This is a genomic window from Methyloversatilis universalis EHg5 (assembly GCF_000378945.1).
In the GTDB taxonomy this organism is placed as follows: Bacteria; Pseudomonadota; Gammaproteobacteria; order Burkholderiales; family Rhodocyclaceae; genus Methyloversatilis; species Methyloversatilis universalis_A.
Window position 1 is genome coordinate 579,556 of record NZ_KB900539.1, and the last position, 23,023, is coordinate 602,578.

A 23,023-nucleotide genomic window follows, 5' to 3' on the forward strand; every position below is an offset into this window, starting at 1 on the left:
TGCGCCCACGTATATGGAGCGTACTTCTAGACTCACAGACTCACAGAAAAGGTGGGGGCTGCTTGGAGATCAGCCACCAGCTTTGGTTTCAGCCGATTGGTCCTCTGTGAGTCTTGAAATCATGACTCACGGGATATACGGGTAATATCAACGAGAACCGTTGCCAGTATTGGGTTTCAGGGGTTTTTAGATGACTCACGCGAAACTCACGGCGAACTCACGCGCAAGGAGAACAAGAAGAATGAGCGCAGAGCAGACAGATTCACCGCTGGCCACTGGCCGGCAATCTCGGGCACAGCCCGCCCCCGCTGACGATATGCCTGTCCTGGACCACCGGGAGGCCAAGGCGCGAGTCTTGGCTGTTCTGGGCGGTGGCCACCCTCTTATCGCTGGAAAGTCCGCCCTGGACGCTCTCACGCAGCGCAATCGAGCTCTGATGGTCGGGGGTGATGACGCAATCAAGGAAGCGCTTGCGGATCAGGTCGTCATCCTGGAGCAGGTGGCGGCTGCCTACACCTTCGCCGCGGTAGGTGAGCGCAAGGCTGAAGACCGGAAAGCACTTCAGACAATCGCGCTGCGCGCGCAATCGGTGCTCCTGCAGACGCTCGGAGCGTTGCACCAAATGAACAAGGCGGCACGCAATGCCTAAGCGGACCTCTCGCGAACTCATGGCATTGAGCGCATTCCGGGCGGACTGCGCCTCAGCGAGACGAGAGAGACACTTGCGGGCTCTCTACCCTGATATCAGGGGCAGGACGTGGGCTACGGCCCGTGACGGGGTTGGTGTGGGCCTGTTGGCCGTAGCGGGCTGCAAATCCCTGCGGCTATGGCTAGGAAGCGTGGGAGCCCTTGCAGATACCTGCAAGGGCTCAACGCGCGCCCTATGACTGCTTACGAGGTCATGCCTCTGTCTGCAGGGCAGCGTCGCAGCGGAAACAAACTGTTGCCCTAGCGTCGTTTGTCGCCCTGCACGTTTCGCAGATAGTGAATGAGGTGGGTTCCCCGGTCTGAGGTGTCGGATGGGCGGCGTAATAAGCTTCGAGAACGTTAGCTGAACCACCCTTCTCCGGCGACGTTATCGGGTCAAGTTTCGTACCGCAGAAGCGACAGACTGTCGCCTCACCTTTCACCATCTCCGCACAGGAGGGACACTTGCGGTCCTTCGGTGCAGAGAGGCTCAGGGATGAGCCGTTCAGGGTGCCAAAGCCAAAGAGCGCGACACCTGAAATGAGCGTGATTGCGGCAAGGGTTATATGAGTGCGTCTTGTTTCCGCCTTGTCTAGATTGAAGACTTCTTGGCGTGGAATCTTTATTTCGGGGGTACGAAATGCGTACTCACCGCTACCCATGATTTCACCGCCGATGGTGTTTCCGCCTGTCGTTACGGATGTTTCCATGTTGATCGCGTAGATGAGCCAGAGCACGCCGACGCTCATCAAGACAGCCCCAATCACTTTCATCAACTTTTCCCCTCTTTGTTATCTCGAATTTTGACCAAGGCATAAGCCTGAGGTCATAACCATTCTGCATCGAGCGGTGGCGAGAAATGAAAAAGTTTGAAAAGTTGCCGGCGGTTTTTGGGAGGGGTGGGCACGCGCAGGTTTTCCTGCACCGCAAAAAAGCCACCCCGTCAAGCAAGGTATATGCCTGGAGAATATCGTGCCTGGCATGCAATTCTCCTTGGGAGAAAGGCGTGCCAGCTTGGTGCGCTGGTGTGGTGATGCAGTTGTCTTACCCTTGGTCACTGGCCACTGGCCGACGGCCAATGACCAAGGGCAGCTGGTCGGCTGCCAGTGTCCAAAGAGGGACGCTGCAGCTCCAACAAAAGCGGCTACACAGTGGCTACATGAAGCTGCAGCACTCTGAGGGGGAAGAGGCCTGCATTGCTGCAGGCCGCTTGTAGTCTGGTGGGCCCCCTGGGAGTCGAACCCAGCACCAACGGATTATGAGTCCGCTGCTCTAACCAAGCATGAGCTAGAGGCCCGTGAGGGAGCGGTACTATAGCAAAGCGCCGCGGCGTCGGGCCGGGCAGGGCGATTTCGGGAGGAAGAAACGCGTGTGGCCGGACTTCGAAGGCGGGTCCATCGTCAATCTGATGCAGGACATCGTGCGGGCCCGCGGTGGGCGCAGCAGCCTGCCGGGTGTGACCGGTGTCGATGTGCGCGACTGGCGGGCTGCCCGCACCGTCGTGCTGCTGGTGCTGGACGGTGTCGGGCTGAAGCAGATCGAGTCCCTGCCGGAATCCGCCTTCCTGCGCCGGCACATCGTGCGTGGCCTGAGTTCGGTATTCCCCTCCACCACCGCGACCGCGATCACCACCTTCATGACCGCCCGGCCGCCGGTCGAGCACGGGCTGACCGGCTGGCATGTGCGCTGTGTCGAACCCGGACTGGACGGGCGGGTGCTCGCCATCCTGCCGGTGACGCCGCGTGGCGGCGGACCGCTGGACATGCAGGCGGACGAGGCGCTGGCGCTGACCTGTCGTGCGCCGTCGCTGTTTTCCGGACTGCCGGTCGCATCGCAGGTGGTATCGCCTGCCGATATCGCCCATTCGCCGTTCAACCGCCGGCACAGCGAGGGTGCGCAGCGCACCGGCTACGATGGGCTGGACGGTCTGTTCAACGCGCTCGATGCGGCGCTGGACGCACCGGTTCCGCCCGCCTACCTGTATGCCTACTGGCCCGATTTCGACCACTTTGCCCATATTCGCGGCTGCGCGTCGGAACAGGCGCTCGCTCTGTTGCGAGGCATGGACGCCGCGCTTGAAGCCTGGGTGGCCCGCAGACAGGGCGATGCGGTTCAGCTGCTGATCACCGCCGACCATGGTTTCATCGACGCACCGGCCGAACGCCTGCTGGAACTGGAGCGTTTTCCTGCCCTGGCCGATTGCCTCGCGTCACCGTTGTCGGGCGAACGACGGGCGGTGTTCTGTCATCTGAAACCGGGGCGCGAGCGCGATTTCGAGCGCGCCCTGGCGGATATCGAGCATGCCTGCCAACCCTGGAAATCGTCGGATCTGCTTGCCGCCGGCCGGTTCGGTCCGGGCGATCCGCACCCGCGACTTCGCGAGCGCGTCGGCGACTGGACGCTGGAAATGAAAGCGGACTGGACTTTGCGGGACACGGTGCCGGGCGAACGTCCGTTCCGGCTGATCGGGGTACATGGTGGCACCAGCGAGGCGGAAATGCAGGTGCCGCTCGTGGCGTGTTCGCTGGGGTAGGGGGGAGGGAGCCGGGCGCGCTGGCGCGCACCCGGCGTTGCCGGCCTCAGCCGGCGATATAGCTTTCGAGCTGCTTGATCAGGAACTGCTGGTACTCGATCGTTTCCTTGACCATGTCGCCGATGGACACCACGCCGATCAGACTGCCGGCGCCGTCGAGCACCGGCAGATGGCGGATGCGCTTTTCACTCATCAGCTGCATCGCCTGGTCGACCGTCATGTCGGGCGTCACGTGGATGAGCTTGCTGGTCATGATGTCGCGCACCGGGGTGGTGGACGAATCCTTGCCCTGCAGCACCACCTTGCGTGCGTAATCGCGCTCGGAAAAGATGCCGGCCAGTGCGCCGTTGTCGGTCACCAGCACGGCCCCGATGCCGCGGTTGGCCATCACGCGCAGCGCGCTGACGACCGTGTTGTCCGCCTCGACGGTCGCGACCGGACCCGTCTTGCCTTCAATCACCTGAGCGATGGTCTTCACGGTAGGCCTCCCTTTTCTATTCCGTGACGATGGGGTCGCTCAAGTTTCACACGAAAATCAGGTTTCCGTGTCGAGGAAGCTGCGCAGTTTTTCGCTGCGCGACGGGTGACGCAGCTTGCGCAGCGCCTTGGCTTCGATCTGGCGGATGCGCTCGCGGGTCACGTCGAACTGCTTGCCGACCTCTTCCAGCGTGTGGTCGGTGTTCATTTCGATGCCGAAACGCATGCGCAGCACCTTGGCTTCCCTCGGCGTCAGGCTGTCCAGCACTTCCTTCGTGATGTCACGCAGGCTGGCGAACAGCGCGGCGTCGGTCGGCGCCAGCGTCGCGGTGTCCTCGATGAAGTCGCCCAGATGGGAATCGTCGTCGTCGCCGATCGGCGTTTCCATCGAGATCGGCTCCTTGCTGATCTTCAGGATCTTGCGGATCTTCTCTTCCGGCATTTCCATGCGGATGGCCAGCGTGGCCGGATCCGGCTCAGCACCGGTTTCCTGCAGGATCTGACGCGAAATGCGGTTCATCTTGTTGATCGTTTCGATCATGTGAACCGGAATCCGGATCGTACGGGCCTGGTCGGCGATCGAGCGCGTGATGGCCTGACGGATCCACCAGGTCGCGTAGGTCGAGAATTTGTAGCCGCGGCGGTATTCGAACTTGTCCACCGCCTTCATCAGACCGATGTTGCCTTCCTGGATCAGGTCGAGGAACTGCAGGCCACGGTTGGTGTACTTCTTCGCGATCGAGATCACCAGACGCAGGTTGGCCTCGGTCATCTCGCGCTTGGCGCGGCGCATCTTGGCTTCGCCGGTGGACATCTGCTTGTTGATGTCCTTCAGCTCCTTCAGCGGCAGACCGATCCGGTCCTGGATGTCGATCAGCTTGCCCTGTTCCTCGATGATGGCCGGCGCGGCACGCAGCAGCTGGGCACCGTTGGCCTTGGCCGCGGTGATTTCGCCCTTCAGCCAGTCGATATTCGTTTCGTTGCCCGGGAACACCTTGATGAAGTGGGCGCGCAGCATATTGCCCTTGTCCACGCACAGTTCCAGGATCTTGCGTTCGTGCTTGCGCGCCGATTCGACCATGTTGCGCACCGAGTCGCACAGTTTCTCGATCATGCGCGCGGTGAAGCGGATGTTCATCAGCTCGTCCGACAGCTGCTTCTGCAGCTTCAGATAGGTCTTGTCCTGCGAGCCCTTCTTGTCCAGCGTGGACTGCATCTTGGTGTACAGCGTACGGATGCTTTCGAAGCGCTCGAGCGCGTCGGCCTTCAGCTGGATCAGCGAGGCGCTCATCGCGCCGCCTTCGCCGTCTTCGTCCTCTTCCTCGCCTTCCTCTTCCTCTTCGTCGGCGGCTTCGGCGCTGGCGGCGGCCTCTTCTTCCTCGATCGCGTTCGGATCAATCAGGCCGTCGATCAGTTCGTCGATGCGCATTTCATCGCGCGCGACGCGGTCGGCCATGTCGAGGATTTCGGAAATCGTGGTCGGACACGCCGAGATCGCCTGGATCATGTGGCGCAGGCCGTCCTCGATACGCTTGGCGATCTCGATTTCACCCTCGCGGGTCAGCAGCTCCACCGTGCCCATTTCGCGCATGTACATGCGCACCGGGTCGGTCGTGCGGCCGAATTCCGATTCCACCGTGGACAGTGCCTGTTCGGCTTCTTCCTCGACTTCGGACGCATCGACCACGGCCGGCGCGTTCTCGCCCATGAGCAGGTCTTCCGAGGCCGGCGCCTCGTCGAAGACACGGATGCCCATGTCGTTGAAGGTCGAAATGATGGATTCGATCTGCTCGGCGTCAACGATGTCGTCCGGCAGGTGATCGTTGATTTCGGCGTAGGTGAGGTAGCCGCGCTCCTTGCCCAGCGCGATCAGCGTCTTCAGACGCAGGCGGCGCTGGTCGGCGTCCATCGGCAGCGCGTTCGCTTCGGCGGAACCGCCTTTGGCGGCTTTCTGATCCTTGGCTTTGGCGTCCTTCGCGGACTTGGCGCCGCGGGCGGTGACAGGTTTTGCGGCTGCTGCAGGCTTTTCTGCGATGACTTCAGCCTGCTTGCGTGTATCCTTCGACTTGTCCTTGGCGACCATGTATATCCTCAGATCTGCGTGTAGCCTGCGGCGCGGGCAGCCGGTTCCTGAACAGGGCGCTCAGGAACCGCCATCTCCCGCGTGACGACGCGAAGCCGCGAACTTTCGGCTCCCGGTGCGTGCGTCGAACCCCCTCAATCCGGGTCGGCAACGAGGTCTGCCTTCGGCAAACCTGCCTGCCCGACCTATGCAAGCGGACGTGAGGGAAAACCCGACATTATACCCGTTTTAGGGTCTGTCTTCTCGTCTTTCAAGCGCCATCGGCAGCGCCCTTCGATGCCGGCTCAGTTTCGAGCTTTCTCCCGCAACAGACGTCCCAGTTCGCTCTGTTGTTCCGCACTCAGCGGCGCCTGCCGGCTCAGTGCGGTCAGGTGATTGATTGCACGACTGATTTCCGTTCTTCTCAGATGTTGCAGCGTGTCGTCAAACATGTGCGGCAGCGCGCCTTCGTCGGCCGGATCGTCGATCGTGGCCGCCAGCGCCGCTTCGATTGCCGCGCCGTGCGGGCTTTCGCGGAAGTATTCGACCAGCGCGGCCGGGTGCTCGCTGTCGGCATCGCCGTGCTCGATGCAATCGGCCAGCGCCTGCACGGCCTGCAGCCAGGGGTCGTGTTCGATGTTCTCGAGGTGTCCGACCTTGCCGCCGAGCGACGGGCGCTGCATCAGCATGCACAGCAGCTTGCGCGCGGGCGTGCTTGGCGGCACGCGCGGCGCGGCCGGCGGCGGTGTCTTGTGGCCGAAGCGGGTGTTGCGGCGCGGCAGGCGCAGGCCGCAGGCCTCGGCGAATTCTTCTGCTGACAGCCCGACCGCCGGCGTCAGCAGATGCAGCAGCTGGGTGCGCAGTGCGCCGGCCGGCACCTGGGTGACCAGAGGCTTGGCTTCGCTGACGAACTGGGCGCGTCCTTCCGCACTCCGGATGTCGCAGCGTGTCTGCAGTTCGTGCAGCAGATATTCGCTCAGCGGCTGCGCCGACAGCGCGAGCTGGCGGAAGCGCTCGGCGCCCTGTTCGCGCACGAAGCTGTCCGGATCGTGCTCCGGCGGCAGGAAGAGAAAGGACACGGCGCGGCCATCGCCCAGTTCCGGCAGCGCCGATTCCAGTCCACGCCAGGCCGCCTTGCGGCCGGCACGATCGCCGTCGAAACAGAACACGATGCGGTCGGTCTGGCGGAACAGCTTGTGAATGTGGTCCGGCGTGGTGGCCGTGCCCAGCGTGGCGACCGCGCTGCCGACGCCGAACTGGGCCAGTGCCACCACATCCATATAGCCTTCGACCACCAGCACGAAACCGTCGTCGCGGATCGCGGTGCGTGCCTGCGACAGGCCGTACAGCTCGCGGCCTTTTGAGAACAGCGGTGTTTCGGGTGAATTCAGGTATTTGGGTTCGCCGCGGTCGAGCACCCGGCCACCGAAGCCGATCACGTTGTTCCGCCCGTCGAGAATCGGAAACATGATGCGATCGCGGAAGCGGTCGTAGCGTCGACCCTTGGTCTGGCCTTCCGACGCTTCGGCGTCGATCACCAGTCCGCATTCGGCCAGCGTGGGTGCGTCGTAATCGTCGAAGGCATCGCGCAGCGACTGCCAGTCGCCCGGTGCGTAGCCGATGCCGAAGCGGGCGGCGATCTCGCCGGTCAGGCCGCGGCCCTTCAGGTAGTCGATCGCGCGCGGATTCTTCTTCAGCTGCTGCTTGTAGAACTGGGCTGCGCGCGCCATCAGGTCGGTCAGTGAGGCGGCCTGCTTGCGCTTCTGCGCCATTTCCGGCGTGAAGTCCTCGCGCGGTACTGTCATGCCGGCATTGCGCGCCAGTTCCTCGATTGCGTCCGGGTAGCTCAGCCCGGAATACTCCATCAGGAATCCGATGGCGCTGCCGTGCGCGCCGCAGCCGAAGCAGTGATAGAACTGCTTGGCCGGACTGACCGTGAAGGAGGGCGACTTCTCGTTGTGGAAGGGGCAGCAGGCCTGATAGTTGGCGCCGGCCTTCTTCAGCGGGACGTAGCGTTCGACCACGTCGACGATGTCGACGCGGTTGAGCAGTTCCTGGATGAAGGACTGCGGGATCATCCCGCCGCTGCTCAGGCCTTGCCGCTGAGGGCGGCCTTCACCAGTGCGGAGGCCTGGGTCATGTCGGTGCGGCCGGCCAGCTTCGCCTTCAGCGGGCCCATTACCTTGCCCATGTCGGCCGGGCCGCTCGCGCCGACCGCTGCGATCACCTCAGCGATGGTGGCCTGTACTTCGTCCGCGCTCAGCTGCTGCGGCATGTAGCCGTTCAGTACCTCGAGCTCGAACTTCTCGGCGTCGGCCAGATCCTGGCGGCCGGCGGCTTCGTACTGGCTGATCGAGTCGCGACGCTGTTTCAGCATCTTGTCGATCACCGCGGTCACCTGGGTGTCGTCCAGCGTCACGCGCTCGTCGACTTCCTTCTGCTTGATCGCGGCCAGCAGCAGGCGAATGGTGCCCAGACGCGCACTGTCCTTGGCGCGCATCGCGGTCTTCATGTCTTCGCTGATCTGTTCTTTGAGGCTCATCGTGTTACTCGCTGCTGCGGTTGAAGGGCTGCAACAAACACAAAAAGCCGGATGCGGCAGGCGCATTCGGCTTTTCGGTTTCAAGCCCTGCGACGATGCAGGGCTCGACGATCAGTACAGCTTCGGCGGCAGGGTCTGGCTGCGCAGCCGCTTGTGGTGGCGCTTCACGGCGGCGGCCAGCTTGCGCTTGCGCTCGGCGGTGGGCTTTTCGTAGAACTCGCGCGAACGCAGTTCGGTCAGCGTGCCAGCCTTTTCGATGGTGCGCTTGAAGCGGCGGATCGCAACTTCAAACGGCTCGTTTTCCTTGACGCGGATACCCGGCATAACAACAGCCCTCTAGACAGCCTGCAATGTGTGCAAACAACGTCTGCTCCACAAAACGTGAGCGGACGCATAACGGAAAGCCGGCGATTATATCTCCGGCCGGGTGGTGTGCCAAGTCCTATTTTCGGAGCGCGCAAGTACAATGCGCCGCATGTGGATTCTTGGCATCGAATCGTCGTGTGACGAAACAGGGCTGGCGTTGTACCACGACCAGCGGGGGCTGGTCGCGCACGTCGTGCACTCCCAGATCGATCTGCATCAGGCCTATGGCGGCGTGGTGCCCGAGCTGGCTTCGCGCGACCATGTGCGGCGCATCGTGCCGCTTTACCGTCAGGTGCTGGCCGAAGCCGGCATCGCGGCGGCCGACATTGACGCGGTGGCCTACACGGCCGGGCCCGGTCTGGCCGGTGCGCTGCTGGTTGGTGCCGCCTTCGCCGAATCGGTGGCGCTCGCGCTCGGCAAACCGGCCATTCCCATCCATCACCTCGAAGGCCACCTGCTGTCGCCGCTGCTGTCGGCCGACCCGCCTGCCTATCCCTTCGTCGCGCTGCTGGTGTCCGGCGGCCACACTCAGCTGATGCGGGTGTCGGCGGTCGGTGAATACGAAATGCTGGGCGAAACGCTGGACGATGCGGCCGGTGAGGCCTTCGACAAGACTGCCAAGCTGCTCGGGCTGCCCTATCCGGGCGGTCCGGCACTGGCCGCGCTGGCGCAGCAAGGCACCCCGGGCCGGGTGAAGCTGCCGCGACCCATGCTGCACAGCGGCGATCTCGACTTCAGTTTTTCGGGCCTCAAGACCGCGGTGCTCAATGCGGTGAACAAGGGGCTGGACGAGGCGGGCCGTGCCGATCTGGCAGCGGAATTCCAGGAGGCGGTGGTTGATGTACTGGTCGGCAAGTCGCTGGCCGCGCTGCGGCAGACCCGATTGAAGCAGCTGGTGGTGGCCGGTGGCGTGGGCGCCAACCGGCGGCTGCGCGAGCGGCTTGATCTGGAACTGGCACAGCGCAAGGGGCGGGTGTTCTATCCGGAGCTTGCGCTGTGTACCGACAACGGCGCCATGATCGCCTTCGCCGGCGCCCAGCGCCTTGCCGCAGGCGTGGCGCAGTCCGCAGAGGCGCACGAGATCGCGGTGCGGCCGCGCTGGCCGCTCGACACGCTTTAAGGCGGCTCAGCCCGCGCTTGGTGCCTTCTTGCCGCCGATGCGGCTTTCGGTGCCGTTCATGAGCCGGCGGATGTTCTCGGCGTGGCGCCAGATGAGCAGGCCGGACATCGCGGCCAGTGCGCCGCATACGGTGGCCGAGCCGGTCAGCATCAGACCGCTGATCGGCGCGCTGCAGGCAGCGACCAGCGCAGCCAGCGACGAATATCGGGTGATGAAGGCGACCGCCAGCCAGAGTGCCAGCGCGATCACGCCGGCCCAGGGAACGGCGGCGAGCATGACGCCGGCAGCGGTCGCCACCCCCTTGCCGCCGCGGAAGCCCAGCGTGGCCGGGAACACGTGGCCGACGAAAGCCGCCACGCCGGCCAGCAGTGCCGATACCTCACCCATGCCCAGGGCGCGTACCAGCAGTACCGCGGCTACGCCTTTCAGTGCGTCGCCGATCAGCGTCATCAGCGCCGCTTTCTTGTTGCCGGAGCGCAGCACATTGGTGGCGCCCGGATTACCCGAGCCATAGCTGCGCGGGTCCGGCAGGCCGAACACCTTGCTGCTGACGACCGCGAACGGGATGCAGCCGAGCGCGTAACCGAGAACGATGGCGAGGACGAAGCTGGATGCGGAATTCACGTTGGGGTGCAGGTCGGACGTAGAATCCCGCAATTCTAGTTCGACACGGCCAGCAGGGCAGACATGGACTGTATTTTCATCGAAGGCATGAAGGTGACCGCCTCGGTCGGCATCTACGCACGCGAGCGTGCGCACACTCAGCAGCTCGAAATCAGCATGACCTTCGGCGTGCCCGATGCCGCCGCCCAGAACGACGACATCAACGACACCATCGACTACGCCGAAGTGGTGAACCGCATCCGCGCCGAACTGGCGCAGCGCCACTTCAATCTGCTGGAAACGCTGGGCGAGTTCGTGATCAAGATGATGCTGGAAGACTTCCGCGCGTCCTGGGTCAAGATTTCGATCGCCAAGACCGGCATCATGAAAGACGTGCGCCAGGTCGGCGTCACGATAGAGCGCGGCAGTCGGCCCTGAGCGCAAAGCCCGCTGCGTCCGCCTCGTGAGAGAGCAGCCAGCGCTTGATGCCTGGCAGGAAGCCTTCGCGGGCATGGGCGAAACCGCCGAGCGCGCCTGCGGCGCCGACGATGCGGTGGCAGGGAATGATGACCGGCAGCGGATTGGCACCGCAGGCCGCGCCGACTGCACGCGGCGATGAAGCGATGCGTTTCGCCACTTCGCCGTAGGTCAGCGTGTCGCCGACCGGGATGCCGCACATGACCGACCACACCGCGTTCTGGTGCGTGCTGCCTCCCGGGGCCAGCGGCAGGTCGAAGCGGTGGTTCGCGTCCTTCAGATAGTGTCCGATCTGGGCGGCCGCTTCGGCGGCCAGCGGGGTGCGTGCCGGCTGTGCGGCGCGCGGGCTCAGGAACTCGATCAGCGTGAGCGCCCGGTCGTCGGCGAGTATGCCCAGCGCGAAGCCGGGCGCGCTGACCATCGCATCCCATTCGGTGGTGCCGCTCGGCCTCATCAGCGAGCGGCCTTGCCGGCCAGCAGCTGCAGTTTCAGATCGTCCTGGGTTGGTTTGCCGCCCACCCAGATGGCCAGCAGCGCCCGGTAGAAATCCTCGCCCTCGACGATGCGGCTGATTTCCTGCCCGTCCATCGTGGCGCGGCTGCCGCGACCCGGCAGCCATTCCAGCGCGATCCGGCTGCCCTTGCGCACTTCCTTCACTGCGGTGAGGTCGTCGACGAAGGCTCTGATGCGCGGCTGCATCGCTTCGAATTCCGCCGGCGGCAGATTCTTCTTCATGCCCTTGACCAGTGGTTCAGTGAATTGCTCTGCCGAAAAGCCCATCAGCGGCACGATCTCTATCCGTTTCGGCCCGGGAGCGGCCATCGCGCCGTCCAGCGTATCGGCGGGTGCCCCCAGGTAAAGGCCGATCACATAGGCCTTGATGATGAAGCGGCTGCGTACGCCCGCGCCGTTGAGCTGCAGCGACGTGTCGCCGAGGCGGGTGGCCGCTTCCAGGCGTACGCCCTCGATCTCGGCGGCAGTGGCCAGCGGTGTCGCCAGCAGTGCTGCGACGAGGGCAAACAGGCGAAGAAACATGGCTGCGGTCTCCGTACATCTTCGGGGCGGCCATTATCCGACGACAGCCGATACGCCGGGTGCATCAACTGTTAAACGAAGTGCTTGTTACCGAAGTCACATTAACAAATTCGCGCAAGCTATTGTTTTTCTTGGTTGCAAATGTAATTATTGTTCCATTGGGGATATTTCAGGCTGCGTGGCAGCCAAGGGAGGCGCATGCGCGCACACAGACGCATTCATCCATGGCTTTTCGCAATGCTGGTCGGCGCCTCGTCGGCGGCCGGTGCGCAATCGCTGACCGACGCCGCCGCGGCACATATCGATGCGGGCCGCTATGCGGCGGCCTACCAGATGCTGTCGGCGCAGGAATCCGAACGGGCCGGCGATCCACAGTTCGATCTGCTGCTGGGTATCGCGGCGCTGGAAGTCGGTCAGCACACGCGGGCAGTGTTCGCACTCGAACGCGTGCTGGCGCTGCAGCCGGACAACGCCCGGGCACGTGCCGAAATCGGCCGGGCCTATCTGCTGCTCGGTGAATCGGCCGGCGCACGGCGCGAACTTGAAGCGGTGCGTCGCCAGAACGTGCCGCCCGATGTTGCCCGTTCGATCGATCGCCTGCTGTCGGCGGTGGACCGGGCGCCGGTGCGCGGAGAAACCGCCTTCTCCGGCTATATCGAAGCTGCGGTCGGGCGCGATACCAACGTGAACAGCGCCACCGGCAATTCGTCGGTCGCCATTCCCGGGCTGGGTGCCTTCCAGCTCGCACCGGGCAGCCGCAGCCGCGATGCGTGGTTTACCGCGCTGTCCGGCGGTGCCAACGTGCGGGTGCCGATCAATCCGGAATGGGCTTTCGTGGCCGGTGCGTCGGGTTCGGCCCGCTTCAACGGTGGCGCGTCCAGCTTCGACACCACCGCGGTGGACGGCAATGGCGGCGTGGCCTGGACGCGCGGCCCCAACCGGGTGACCGCGGTGCTGCAGCTCGGCATGTTCGAAGTCGATCAGGACAAGCTGCGCGATTACACCGGCGGCTCGGTGCAGTGGCAGCACACCCACGACGCGCGCAACCAGACCACGGTATTCGCCCAGCAGAGCCGGCTGCGCTACGAAGGCACGAACGATGTGCGCGACGTGAATCGCAACATCTATGGCGTGGGTCACGCGCATGTGCTGCCGAACGGGCAGACCATGCTGTTCGGCAGTTTCTATCTCGGTGCCGAGACCGGTCGCAAGGATCTGCCGTCAGGCGTGAACATCGCGGCCAACGAGATTGTCGGTTTCCGTGTGGGCGCGCAGCACACGCTGGACGAGCGGCTGCAGCTGTTCGGCGCGCTGGCGCACGAGGCGCGCGACTACAGCGCACTGGATCCGATCTTCGGCGTGCAGCGCGGCGACACGCTGACCTCGCTGTCGCTGGGCGCCAGCTACGCGGTGGCCAAGGAATGGCTGCTGACGCCGTCGGTGTCGCTGATCCGCAACGATTCGAACATCAGTCTGAACGAGTACCGCCGCGGGGTTGCCCAGTTCGCGGTGCGTCGCACGTTCTAAGGAGCCCAGTCATGGCGAAATCCTTCCGACCCGCACGCATCGCACTGGCCGTCGCATCGGCTTTTCCGCTCTGTGCGCTGGCCAATCCGGCTGCCCGCGTCGAATTTACCGCTGGCGAAGTGCGTGCAACGGCGTCCGACGGCAGCAGCCGTGTGCTCGCGCGCGGCGCCCAGGTGGGCAGCGGCGACACGATAGACACCGGCAGCGGTCGTGCCCAGATGCGCTTCACCGACGGCGCGCTGGTGTCGCTGCAGCCGCAGACCCAGTTCCGCATCGACCAGTACGCCTTCGCTGGCAAGCCGGCCGAGGACCGCGGCTTCTTCAGCCTGATCAAGGGCGGGCTGCGCACCATCACCGGCCTGGTCGGCAAGGGCAATCGCGATGCCTACAAACTCACCACCTCGGTTGCCACCATAGGCATACGCGGTACCGAATATTCGGTGGCTTACGGCAACAGCATCAATGTCACCACCGGTGACGGCGCGGTCGACGTGTGCAACGGCGGCGGCTGCCTGACCGTGACCGATGGCCAGAGCGCCTATGTGGCTGACCAGAACACGCCGCCGGTCATCATCGAGGTGAAGACCGATCTGCCGCCGCCGCCGCCGTCGAACAGCGGGCAGCTGACGCCGCCGGCCATCGATGACACTTTCCTGGTGTCGGAGAACCGCGGCGAAGGCGGCGGTCTGGACGTGCTGAACGGCTTTGCCGGTGGCCTGACCACCGGTGACGGCTTCTACGTGTTCGGCCAGTACACCGACCAGTACGGTGGCTATGGCGGTCAGGTCCTGCTGTCTGCGGCCAGCGCCGAATTCAGTGGCTCCACGCTGGTCCGGGCGACGCAGGGGGGCAGCGACTACACCGCAGTTTCCGTAGCCGAGTCGCATCAGGACGGCATCATCGGCTGGGGCCGCTGGGCGAGCGCCCAGTGCCTGGTCTGCAATACCGGGTCGCTGACCGATGTGCACTACATCGTCGGCCGTCCGAGCACGGATCTGGCCGGTCTGACCGGCATGGTCGGCAACTACTCGCTGTCCGGCCACACGCTGCCCACCACCAGTTCGGGCATTACCGGCGGGGCGGTGACCGGCATGATGATCGTCGACTTTTCGTCGTATTCGATGCTCGTGAACATGAATGTGAATGTGAGCACGATCACCTTCGGGCTGCAGGGCGGCGGATCGGTCAGCGCGGGCGGCGCGGTGTTCGGTGGCGCGTTCAACAGCTGCAACAACTGTGGTGCCAACTGGTCGGGTGACTTCTCTGGTTTCTTTGCCGGGCCCGGCGGTGCCCGTGCCGGCATGCTGTACAACTTCAACAGCGACACCGCCAAGGGCACGGTGAGCGGGGCGGCTGTGTTTACGCAGACTTCGCTGAGCCAGCCCAGCCTCTGAGCATGGCCCGCGACGGCGACGCATCGCCGTCGCGGCGATTTTCATCGTCGGCAAGCGTCGTTCCCGGCGAACCTTTCGCGGCGTGGCGCTGTCTCGTTGAAGCCTGTAGGTGACACAACAACGAGAACACAGCCATGCCTCATCACACCCCACTCATCGCCACCATCGTTGGCGGCCTCGTGCTGGCCTTCATTTTCGGCGCGCTGGCCCAGCGCCTGCGCATGCCGCCACTGGTCGGCTATCTGATCGCCGGCATCGCGGTCGGTCCGCACACGCCGGGTTTCGTCGCCGACGGGGCGCTTGCCCAGGAACTGGCCGAAATCGGCGTCATCCTGCTCATGTTCGGCGTCGGCCTGCATTTCTCGATCAAGGACCTGATGTCGGTGAAGGCCATCGCCATTCCGGGCGCGGTGGTACAGATCGCGATCGCCACGCTGATGGGCATGGGGCTGGCCTGGCTCATGGGCTGGGCGCCGGGCGCCGGCCTGGTGTTCGGTCTGGCGCTGTCGGTCGCCAGCACGGTGGTGCTGCTCACCGCACTGCAGGAGCGACGGCTGGAAATGACCCGTCGCGGGCGCATCGCGGTCGGCTGGCTCATCGTCGAGGACATTGCGATGGTGCTGGCGCTGGTGCTCATTCCTGCGCTCAGCGGTCTGCTCGGTGGCAGTGGCGAACAGCTGTCGGGTGAGGCGCTGGCGAAGACGCTGGCGCTCACGCTGGGCAAGGTGGTGGCCTTTGTCGCGGTCATGCTGGTGGTGGGGCGCCGGGTCATTCCGTGGGTGCTGGAGCGCATCGCAGACACCGGTTCGCGCGAACTGTTCCGGCTTGGCGTGCTGGCCATCGCGCTCGGTTTCGCGCTCGGTTCGGCCTATGTGTTCGGCGTGTCGTTCGCGCTCGGCGCCTTCTTCGCCGGCATGATCCTCAGTGAATCCGAACTGTCGCATCGTGCGGCCGAAGAGTCGCTGCCCTTGCGCGACGCCTTCGCGGTGCTGTTCTTCGTGTCGGTCGGCATGCTGTTCGATCCGGCCATCGTGCTGCGCGAGCCGCTGTGGGTGCTGGCTACGGTATTCATCATCGTGATCGGCAAGTCCATCGCCGCCGCCTTCATCGTGCGTGCCTTCGGCTACCCGCTGGGCACCGCGCTCACCATTTCGGTCAGCCTGGCGCAGATCGGCGAGTTCTCCTTCATTCTCGCGACCTTGGGCCTGTCGCTGGGTCTGCTGCCGGAGGCGGGGCGTGATCTCATTCTGGGCGGTGCGCTGCTGTCCATCCTGCTCAACCCTGTGCTGTTTGTGCTGCTGGACCGCATGCAGCCGTGGCTGGACGCGCGGGCGGGGCAGGTGACGGAGCCGACGGGCACCCGCATGCCGGAGGCCGGTCATGTGGTGCTGGTCGGTTTCGGCCGGGTGGGTCACCGCATCGTGATGGCGCTGCAGGAGCAGGGGCGTGCCTTTGTGGTGATCGAGGACCACGCCGAAGTGGTGAAAGCGCTGCAGTCTGATGGCATTCCGGCGCTGTATGGCAACGGCGCGGCGCCCGGCATGATGGAAGCGGCAAACATCGCGGGTGCTCGCCATCTGCTGGTGGCGATACCGGATGCGCTGGAGGCCGGGCAGATCATCGAGCACGCGCGCAAGCTCAATCCGGATATCGAGGTGGTGGCGCGCGCCTATACCGATGCCGAAGTGGAGCACCTGCAGAAGCACGGGGCCAGCCACACCGTGATCGGTGAAACCGAAATCGCGCTGGGCATGGCGCGTCACGCGCTGGCCCAGGCCCACTGACAGCGGGCCGCAGGGTCAGCTCTGGAGCGAGGCGACGAAGCTGCGCAGGCCGGTCAGCAGCATTTCCACCGCCACCGCGCACAGCAGCAGGCCCATCAGGCGCTCCAGCGCCGCGGTACCGCGTTCGCCCAGCCGGCGGATCAGCGGGCCGGCAGCCAGCAGAACGCAGGTGGTGATGGTCATGGCCGCGCTCATGGCACCGGCCCAGGTCCAGAAGCGCTCCGGTTCGCGCGACACCAGCAGCATCACCATGGCCATCGCCGACGGTCCGGCGATCAGCGGGATGGCGAGCGGTACGACGAAGGGCTCGCCGCCTGACCACTCGCCGAATACGCCGGCCGGCTGCGGAAAAATCATGCGCAGCGCGATCAGGAACAGCAGCACGCCGCCAGCGATGCCGAGCGAGGTCTGTGACAGCTGCAGCACCCGCATCACCGACTCGCCGGCCCACATGAAAAGCAGCAGCGCCAGCCAGGCGAAGAAGCACTCGCGCAGCACCACGCGTTGACGGCGCGCTTTCGGCACATCCTTCAGCAGCACGGTCATGACCGGCGCGTTGCCGAACGGATCGAACAGCAGCAGAAGCAGGATGCTGGCGGAGAGGAAGCTGTCGGACAATTCCGGGGGCTAGGGGCTAGGGGCCGGGATGGCGTGCCATCCCGTCGCCGGGTTCAGCTGCGCACGTGGCCGTCGCCCAGCACCACCCATTTCTGGCTGGTGAGACCGTCGAGGCCGACCGGGCCGCGGGCGTGGATCTTGTCGGTCGAAATGCCGATTTCCGCACCCAGCCCGTACTCGAAGCCGTCGGCGAAGCGGGTCGACGCATTGATCATGACCGAAGCTGAATCGACTTCGCGGATGAAGCGCATCGCCCGCGTGTGGTTTTCGCTGACGATGGCGTCGGTGTGCTGCGAACTCCAGCGGTTGATGTGGGCGATCGCGTCGTCCAGCGTATCGACGATGCGCACTGCGAGGATGGGCGCCAGGTATTCGGTCGCCCAGTCTTCCTCGGTCGCCGCCTTCATCGCCGGCACCAGCGCGCGGGCGCGTTCGCAGCCGCGCAGTTCCACGCCCTTGCCGAGGTAGATGTCGGCCAGCCGGCCCAGCACGCGGGGCGCCGCGGCCACGTGCACCAGCAGCGTTTCCATCGTGTTGCAGGTGCCGTAGCGGTGGGTCTTGGCGTTGTCGGCGATGCGCACCGCCTTGTCATCGTCGGCGAACTCGTCGATATAGACGTGGCAGTTGCCGTCCAGGTGCTTGATCACCGGCACCTTGGCTTCGCGCGAAATGCGCTCGATCAGGCCCTTGCCGCCGCGCGGCACGATCACGTCGACGAATTCCGGCATCGTGATCAGCGCGCCGACCGCCGCGCGGTCGGTGGTGTCGACCACTTGTACCGCGGTTTCCGGCAGGCCGGCGGCGACCAGGCCCTCGCGCACGCAGGCGGCGACCGCCTGATTGCAGCGCGCCGCCTCTGAACCGCCACGCAGGATGGCGGCGTTGCCGCTCTTCAGGCACAGCGCGGCGGCGTCGGCTGTCACGTTCGGGCGGGCTTCGTAAATGATGCCGATCACGCCCAGCGGCACCCGCATCTTGCCCACCGTGATGCCGGTCGGGCGGCGCTTGAAATCGGTCATTTCGCCGACCGGGTCGGGCAGGGCAGCGACCTGTTCCAGACCTTGCGCCATCGCTTCGACGCCCTTGGCGGTCAGCGTCAGGCGGTCGATCATGGCCGCGTCCAGGCCATTGGCACGCGCTGCTTCGACATCCGCAGTGTTGGCTTCGAGCAGCTGCGGAGCCCGTTCGCGCAGCAGCGCGGCGATGCGGTTGAGCGCGTCGTTCTTGGCAGCGGTGGAGGCCTGCGAAACGATGCGCGAGGCGGCGCGGGCCTGACGGCCCAGCGTGGTCATGTAGTCCTGGATGTCCATCTTGATTCCCGAAATGCTCCGGCCGCGCGTTTCATCGAAATTGCGGCCAAACACGGATGAAAGCAGAAAGCGCGGCGACTTGCCAGTCAGCCGCGCTCAGCGGGCGCAGAGGCGCAGCGCGATCTGCAGGAACTCATCCCACACGTCGCCGCGGGCCACGCCCTTGATCATGCGGTCCAGCCGCGCGGCCTGCATCAGCGCGGTGCGGGGGGCCGACGAGGACAGGCGCTGCAGCGCCCGCTTGTAAGGCGATTGGCGGGCGCCGAAGATGCGCGCCGCGGCCAGCGCGTCGTCGGCGCTGCGGCCGGCATCCATTTCGGCGCGCGCGGTGGCCAGCACACGCAGTTCCGACACCACGATCCACAGGATGAGCGGCGCCGCCACGCCTTCGGCGCGCAGGCCGTCGAGCAGCCGGCTGGCGCGTGCGGCGTCACCGGCGAGCAGGGCCTGCCGCAGGTCGTCTACGTCGTAGCGGGCGACGTCCATCACTGCGTTGCGCACCTGTTCCAGAGTCAGTTCGCCCGGCGGGTGCAGCAGTGCGAGCTTCATCACTTCCTGATTGGCGGCCAGCAGATTGCCTTCGACGTGACCGGCCATGAATTCCAGCGCGTCCGGCGTGGCGGTCTGCTGCTGGCGCGCCAGACGGCCGGCCAGCCAGGCGGGCAGGCGGTCGAGACCGGGGGCGTTCAGTTCCATCTCGACGCCGTGCTGGATCAGTGCGGCGAACCAGGCGCTCTTCTTCGCCTTCCAGTCCATCAGCGGCAGCGTGACCAGGGTCAGCGTGCCGGCCGGCGGATTGGCGGCGTAGCGGGCCAGCGCGTCGCTGCCTTCGCGGCCCGGTTTGCCGGTCGGTATGCGCAGGTCGATCAGCTTGTCGCCGCCGAACAGCGACATGTTGCCGGCCGCTTCGGCCAGCGCCGACCACTTGAAGTACTGGGTCACCACCAGCACGTCGCGTTCGCCGAAACCGCGCGTGCGCGCGGCGGCGCGTATCGCGTCGGCCGCCTCGATCACCAGCAGTGGCTCGTCGCCGTGCAGCACATAGAGCGGCGCGAGCGTGCCCTTCAGGTGGGCATCCAGCTGGTCGGCGCGCAGAGCCATGCGGATCAGCTGGCCTGCGGCCGCTTGAGCGCCTGCAGCCGACGCAGCAGCTGCTGCACCAGATCGGTCCGCATTTCGCTCTGCAGCGTCAGTTCTTCCTGCTGCTTGGCCAGCAGTTCGGCATCGCTGTAGGTCAGATCGCGCCGGATCTCTATCAGGGTTTCCGGAATCAGTTCGGTGTGGTCCTGCGTGCGTACGCGGAATTTCACCTTCTGCCGCAGTTGGTATTCGCGCACGCGGCCGGCTGAGTTCAGGCTCAGGATGACTTTTTCGAACCTGTTGTCGATGATGTCCAGGATGGCATCGGCCGCAGAAGGCTGGTCGGCGATCTGGGTCGTACTCTGGGTCACCACTGCGAGGCGGATCTGGTCTACCAGTTCCGCCTGATTGCGCGGGGCGTTCACGTACAGCGTGCGGAAGGGCAGGTCGCGCACGCCCTGCAGCCGGAAGCCGCAGGCCGCGAGCGGCAGGGTGGCGAGCGCGGCCAGCAGCAGGCCACGGCGCGAAGTATCGACGAATGCGCTCACGGAGTTCTCCTGCCTCAGCACACAATGTTGACCAGACGGCCGGGCACCACCACCACCTTCTTTGCCGGCTTGCCTTCCATGAATTTCTGCGCCGCCTCGTTCGCCAGTGCGGCCGCTTCGATCGCGTCCTTCGGTGCGTCGGCGGCCACGCGCAGGCTGCCGCGCAGCTTGCCATTCACCTGCAGCATCAGTTCGACCTCGTCCTGCACCAGCGCCGACTCGGCCGCTTCCGGCCAGTCGGAATTCAGGATGTCGTCGCCGAAACCGCAGTCGCGCCACAGCGCGTGCGTGATGTGCGGGCAGATCGGCGACAGCACGCGCAGCAGCATGGACAGGCCTTCGCCGATCACCTCTGCAGCGTCGCTGCCGTCGCGCGGCGCCTTTTCCAGTGCGTTGAGCATCTTCATGCAGCCGGAGGCCACCGTGTTGAACTGCTGCTTGGCCAGGTCGTAGCTCGCCTGCTTCAGCACCAGATGCAGTTCGCGGCGCAGGTCGGCCAGCGCTGCCGGCAGCTTGGCACTGCCCAGCGTCGACGTGGCGGGCACGCGGGCGCGCAGTTCCGCGTTGTAATCCTGGGCGAAGTTCCACACCCGCTTCAGGAAGCGGTGCGCACCTTCGACGCCGGCGTCGTTCCATTCCAGCGTCTGTTCCGGCGGGCTGGCGAACATCATGAAGAAACGGGCGGTGTCGGCGCCGTACTGGTCGATCAGCGCCTGCGGGTCCACGCCGTTGTTCTTCGACTTCGACATGGTGGTCAGCTCGTGCTCAAGCACGGTGCCGTCGGCCTTCAGCCGGCCGCCGGTGATCTGGCCCTTGGCGTCGCGCTGGACGTCTACATCGCTTTCCCAGTAGTAATTCTTGCCGCCGCCTTCCGGCTTGTGCAGCCAGGCGTGGTTCAGCACCATGCCCTGGGTGAGCAGCCGGGCGAACGGTTCCTTCACGGTCATCAGGCCCATGTCGCGCATCACCTTGGACCAGAAGCGCGAATACAGCAGGTGCAGGATGGCGTGTTCGATGCCGCCGATGTACTGGTCCACCTGCATCCAGTAGTTGGCGCGTTCGTCCAGCATCGCGCCGTCGTTGCCGACCGAGCAGTAGCGGGCGTAGTACCAGCTCGAATCGACGAAGGTGTCCATGGTGTCGGTTTCGCGCTTCGCCGCGGCGCCGCACTTCGGGCAGGCCACGTTGATGAAGTCGTCGCGCTTGAGCAGCGGGTTGCCCGAGCCGTCCGGAATGCAGTCTTCCGGCAGCACCACCGGCAGCTGGTCGTCCGGCACCGGCACGTCACCGCAGTGGTCGCAGTGGATGATGGGAATCGGGCAGCCCCAGTAGCGCTGGCGCGACACGCCCCAGTCGCGCAGGCGCCACTGCACCTTCTTCTCGCCGCCCTTGCTAGCCAGGTCTGTGGCGACCGCATCGACCGCTGCGGCGTAAGCCAAGCCATCGTAAGGACCAGAGTTGATGCAGACGGTGGCTTCGTTGTCCGTCAGTGGAAGCTGGTCTTCTGGTCTGTACTCGGCCCACTTCGCCGCCACATAGTCAAATTCCGCATACGCGTCGTCACTAACTCGATCCTCAATCATGGTCAGCGCTCGTTCTGGACCATGTTGAGACAATAAGTCTTGGAACGAGAAGCCGGCCGGAGTTGCGTGGTCGCGTTCGACTACGGCGAGGTCTCTCAGAAGGTCAAAATGGTGGCGTGTAGCGATCACCTGCCTGATCGGCAGGTCGTACTTCTTCGCGAAGCCGAAGTCGCGTTCGTCGTGCGCCGGCACCGCCATCACCGCGCCGTCGCCGTAGCTCATCAGCACGTAGTTGCCCACCCACAGCGGCACCGATTCACCGGTCAGCGGATGCACCACGGTCAGCCCGGTGGGCAGGCCTTCCTTCTCCATGGTCGCCATGTCGGCTTCCATCACCGAGCCGTGCTTGCACTTCTCGATGAAGGCTGCCAGTTCGGGGTTGTTGCGTGCGGCGTGGGTGGCCAGCGGATGTTCGGCAGCGACCGCACAGAAGGTGACGCCCATGATGGTGTCGGCACGGGTGGTGAACACCCACAGCTTGCCGTCACCGATCAGCGCACCGGACTCGTCGCGGACGTCGTGGCCGAAGGCGAAGCGCACGCCGGTGCTCTTGCCTATCCAGTTGGCCTGCATGGTTCTTACGCGCTCAGGCCAGCCATCCAGCGTGTCCAGGTCGTCCAGCAGTTCGTCGGCGTACTGGGTGATGCCGAGGTAGTAGCCGGGGATTTCGCGCTTCTCGACCACCGCGCCGGTGCGCCAGCCGCGGCCGTCGATCACCTGTTCGTTGGCCAGCACGGTCTGGTCCACCGGGTCCCAGTTCACCGTCTGCGTTTTCTTGTAGGCAATGCCCTTTTCCAGCATGCGCAGGAACAGCCACTGGTTCCACCTGTAGTACGAGGGCTGGCAGGTGGCCAGCTCACGGTTCCAGTCGATGGCGAAGCCCAGCGCCTGCAGCTGCTGCTTCATGTAGGCGATGTTGTCGTACGTCCATTTCGCAGGCGGTACCGCGTTCTTGATCGCCGCGTTCTCGGCCGGCAGGCCGAAGGCGTCCCAGCCCATGGGCTGCAGCACGTTGTAGCCGCGCATCCGGTGGAAGCGGGTCAGCACGTCGCCGATGGTGTAGTTGCGCACATGGCCCATGTGCAGCTTGCCCGACGGGTAGGGGAACATCGACAGGCAGTAGTACTTGGGCTTCGAGGCGTCCTCGACAGCCTTGAAGGCCTGGCTGTCGTCCCAGTAGGCGCGGGCGGCGGCTTCGATGTCGGCGGGGGTATAGGCGGGCGTCTGTTTTTCTTGCATGAGGCGGTACGGCAAAGGTTGGGCGCCGGGCGGAAGCC

General features: G+C 65.0%; 21 protein-coding genes and 1 tRNA gene. 7 read left to right on the forward strand and 15 right to left on the reverse strand.

The window, feature by feature from the left end:
* Positions 1-241 precede the first annotated feature (241 nt).
* Complete coding sequence (locus METUNV2_RS0102635; RefSeq protein ID WP_018227968.1) at positions 242-649, forward strand: hypothetical protein; 408 nt, start codon at positions 242-244, stop codon at positions 647-649.
* A 250-nt stretch (positions 650-899) separates the two neighbouring features.
* Here the strand turns inward: METUNV2_RS0102635 and METUNV2_RS19795 are convergent, their stop codons facing one another.
* Positions 900-1,460 carry a hypothetical protein gene (locus METUNV2_RS19795; RefSeq protein ID WP_157281283.1) on the reverse strand — a complete coding sequence of 187 codons (561 nt, stop codon included), beginning with the start codon at positions 1,458-1,460 and terminating at the stop codon, positions 900-902.
* Positions 1,461-1,905: 445 nt separating this feature from the next.
* Positions 1,906-1,984: transfer RNA gene (locus METUNV2_RS0102640), tRNA-Ile, on the reverse strand.
* Between the two features lie 72 nt (positions 1,985-2,056).
* Between METUNV2_RS0102640 and METUNV2_RS0102645 the strand changes: the two genes are divergently transcribed.
* Positions 2,057-3,220: an alkaline phosphatase family protein gene (locus METUNV2_RS0102645; RefSeq protein WP_018227969.1), complete on the forward strand. Its 1,164-nt coding sequence runs from the start codon at positions 2,057-2,059 to the stop codon at positions 3,218-3,220.
* 46 nt (positions 3,221-3,266) lie between these two features.
* Here the strand turns inward: METUNV2_RS0102645 and METUNV2_RS0102650 are convergent, their stop codons facing one another.
* The 5 genes from METUNV2_RS0102650 to rpsU form a co-directional block, all read right to left on the reverse strand.
* Positions 3,267-3,698 (reverse strand): CBS domain-containing protein, encoded by a 432-nt coding sequence (locus METUNV2_RS0102650; RefSeq protein WP_018227970.1) that lies wholly within the window; start codon positions 3,696-3,698, stop codon positions 3,267-3,269.
* A 57-nt stretch (positions 3,699-3,755) separates the two neighbouring features.
* A complete protein-coding gene (gene rpoD / locus METUNV2_RS0102655) occupies positions 3,756-5,780 on the reverse strand; it encodes an RNA polymerase sigma factor RpoD (RefSeq protein ID WP_018227971.1) in 2,025 nt (674 codons plus the stop codon).
* A gap of 284 nt (positions 5,781-6,064) precedes the next feature.
* Positions 6,065-7,837 (reverse strand): DNA primase, encoded by a 1,773-nt coding sequence (gene dnaG / locus METUNV2_RS0102660; RefSeq protein WP_018227972.1) that lies wholly within the window; start codon positions 7,835-7,837, stop codon positions 6,065-6,067.
* 11 nt (positions 7,838-7,848) lie between these two features.
* The gene (locus METUNV2_RS0102665) at positions 7,849-8,301 is read right to left on the reverse strand and encodes a GatB/YqeY domain-containing protein (RefSeq protein ID WP_018227973.1); all 453 of its coding nucleotides are present in this window, start codon (positions 8,299-8,301) and stop codon (positions 7,849-7,851) included.
* A gap of 111 nt (positions 8,302-8,412) precedes the next feature.
* Positions 8,413-8,625, reverse strand: coding sequence for a 30S ribosomal protein S21 (gene rpsU, locus METUNV2_RS0102670; RefSeq protein ID WP_008061479.1), 213 nt, complete (start codon positions 8,623-8,625; stop codon positions 8,413-8,415).
* A gap of 151 nt (positions 8,626-8,776) precedes the next feature.
* Here rpsU and tsaD point away from each other — a divergent pair, with 151 nt between their 5' ends.
* Entirely contained in the window at positions 8,777-9,787 is a 1,011-nt protein-coding gene (gene tsaD, locus METUNV2_RS0102675; RefSeq protein WP_026187820.1) for a tRNA (adenosine(37)-N6)-threonylcarbamoyltransferase complex transferase subunit TsaD, read from the forward strand.
* 6 nt (positions 9,788-9,793) lie between these two features.
* Here tsaD and plsY read toward each other — a convergent pair whose 3' ends face one another.
* Complete coding sequence (plsY, locus tag METUNV2_RS0102680; RefSeq protein WP_018227975.1) at positions 9,794-10,411, reverse strand: glycerol-3-phosphate 1-O-acyltransferase PlsY; 618 nt, start codon at positions 10,409-10,411, stop codon at positions 9,794-9,796.
* Positions 10,412-10,474: 63 nt separating this feature from the next.
* Between plsY and folB the strand changes: the two genes are divergently transcribed.
* Positions 10,475-10,828: a dihydroneopterin aldolase gene (gene folB, locus METUNV2_RS0102685; RefSeq protein ID WP_018227976.1), complete on the forward strand. Its 354-nt coding sequence runs from the start codon at positions 10,475-10,477 to the stop codon at positions 10,826-10,828.
* Here folB and METUNV2_RS0102690 read toward each other — a convergent pair.
* Both METUNV2_RS0102690 and METUNV2_RS0102695 read right to left on the reverse strand, forming a co-directional pair.
* Entirely contained in the window at positions 10,800-11,321 is a 522-nt protein-coding gene (locus METUNV2_RS0102690) for a methylated-DNA--[protein]-cysteine S-methyltransferase (protein WP_018227977.1), read from the reverse strand. The two genes, folB and METUNV2_RS0102690, sit on opposite strands and share 29 nt — an antisense overlap.
* Entirely contained in the window at positions 11,321-11,902 is a 582-nt protein-coding gene (locus tag METUNV2_RS0102695; protein WP_018227978.1) for a chalcone isomerase family protein, read from the reverse strand. The genes METUNV2_RS0102690 and METUNV2_RS0102695 overlap by 1 nt, the downstream gene beginning before the upstream one ends.
* A gap of 198 nt (positions 11,903-12,100) precedes the next feature.
* On the opposite strand from METUNV2_RS0102695, the gene METUNV2_RS0102700 reads away from it, so the two are divergent.
* The 3 genes from METUNV2_RS0102700 (at position 12,101) to ybaL (ending at position 16,607) form a co-directional block, all read left to right on the forward strand.
* Positions 12,101-13,429, forward strand: a complete 1,329-nt coding sequence (locus METUNV2_RS0102700; protein WP_026187822.1) for a tetratricopeptide repeat protein — start codon at positions 12,101-12,103, stop codon at positions 13,427-13,429.
* Positions 13,430-13,440: 11 nt separating this feature from the next.
* Positions 13,441-14,823: a FecR family protein gene (locus METUNV2_RS0102705; RefSeq protein WP_018227980.1), complete on the forward strand. Its 1,383-nt coding sequence runs from the start codon at positions 13,441-13,443 to the stop codon at positions 14,821-14,823.
* Between the two features lie 134 nt (positions 14,824-14,957).
* Complete coding sequence (gene ybaL / locus METUNV2_RS0102710; RefSeq protein WP_018227981.1) at positions 14,958-16,607, forward strand: YbaL family putative K(+) efflux transporter; 1,650 nt, start codon at positions 14,958-14,960, stop codon at positions 16,605-16,607.
* Positions 16,608-16,622: 15 nt separating this feature from the next.
* Here ybaL and METUNV2_RS0102715 read toward each other — a convergent pair whose 3' ends face one another.
* From METUNV2_RS0102715 to leuS, 5 genes are all read right to left on the reverse strand, one after another.
* Positions 16,623-17,225 (reverse strand): MarC family protein, encoded by a 603-nt coding sequence (locus tag METUNV2_RS0102715; protein WP_018227982.1) that lies wholly within the window; start codon positions 17,223-17,225, stop codon positions 16,623-16,625.
* Between the two features lie 53 nt (positions 17,226-17,278).
* Entirely contained in the window at positions 17,279-18,535 is a 1,257-nt protein-coding gene (locus tag METUNV2_RS0102720) for a glutamate-5-semialdehyde dehydrogenase (protein WP_026187823.1), read from the reverse strand.
* 96 nt (positions 18,536-18,631) lie between these two features.
* Entirely contained in the window at positions 18,632-19,636 is a 1,005-nt protein-coding gene (holA, locus tag METUNV2_RS0102725; RefSeq protein WP_018227984.1) for a DNA polymerase III subunit delta, read from the reverse strand.
* Positions 19,637-19,641: 5 nt separating this feature from the next.
* The gene (locus METUNV2_RS0102730; protein ID WP_018227985.1) at positions 19,642-20,163 is read right to left on the reverse strand and encodes an LPS-assembly lipoprotein LptE; all 522 of its coding nucleotides are present in this window, start codon (positions 20,161-20,163) and stop codon (positions 19,642-19,644) included.
* 14 nt (positions 20,164-20,177) lie between these two features.
* Complete coding sequence (gene leuS / locus METUNV2_RS0102735; protein WP_018227986.1) at positions 20,178-22,985, reverse strand: leucine--tRNA ligase; 2,808 nt, start codon at positions 22,983-22,985, stop codon at positions 20,178-20,180.
* Between the last annotated feature and the right edge of the window lie 38 nt (positions 22,986-23,023).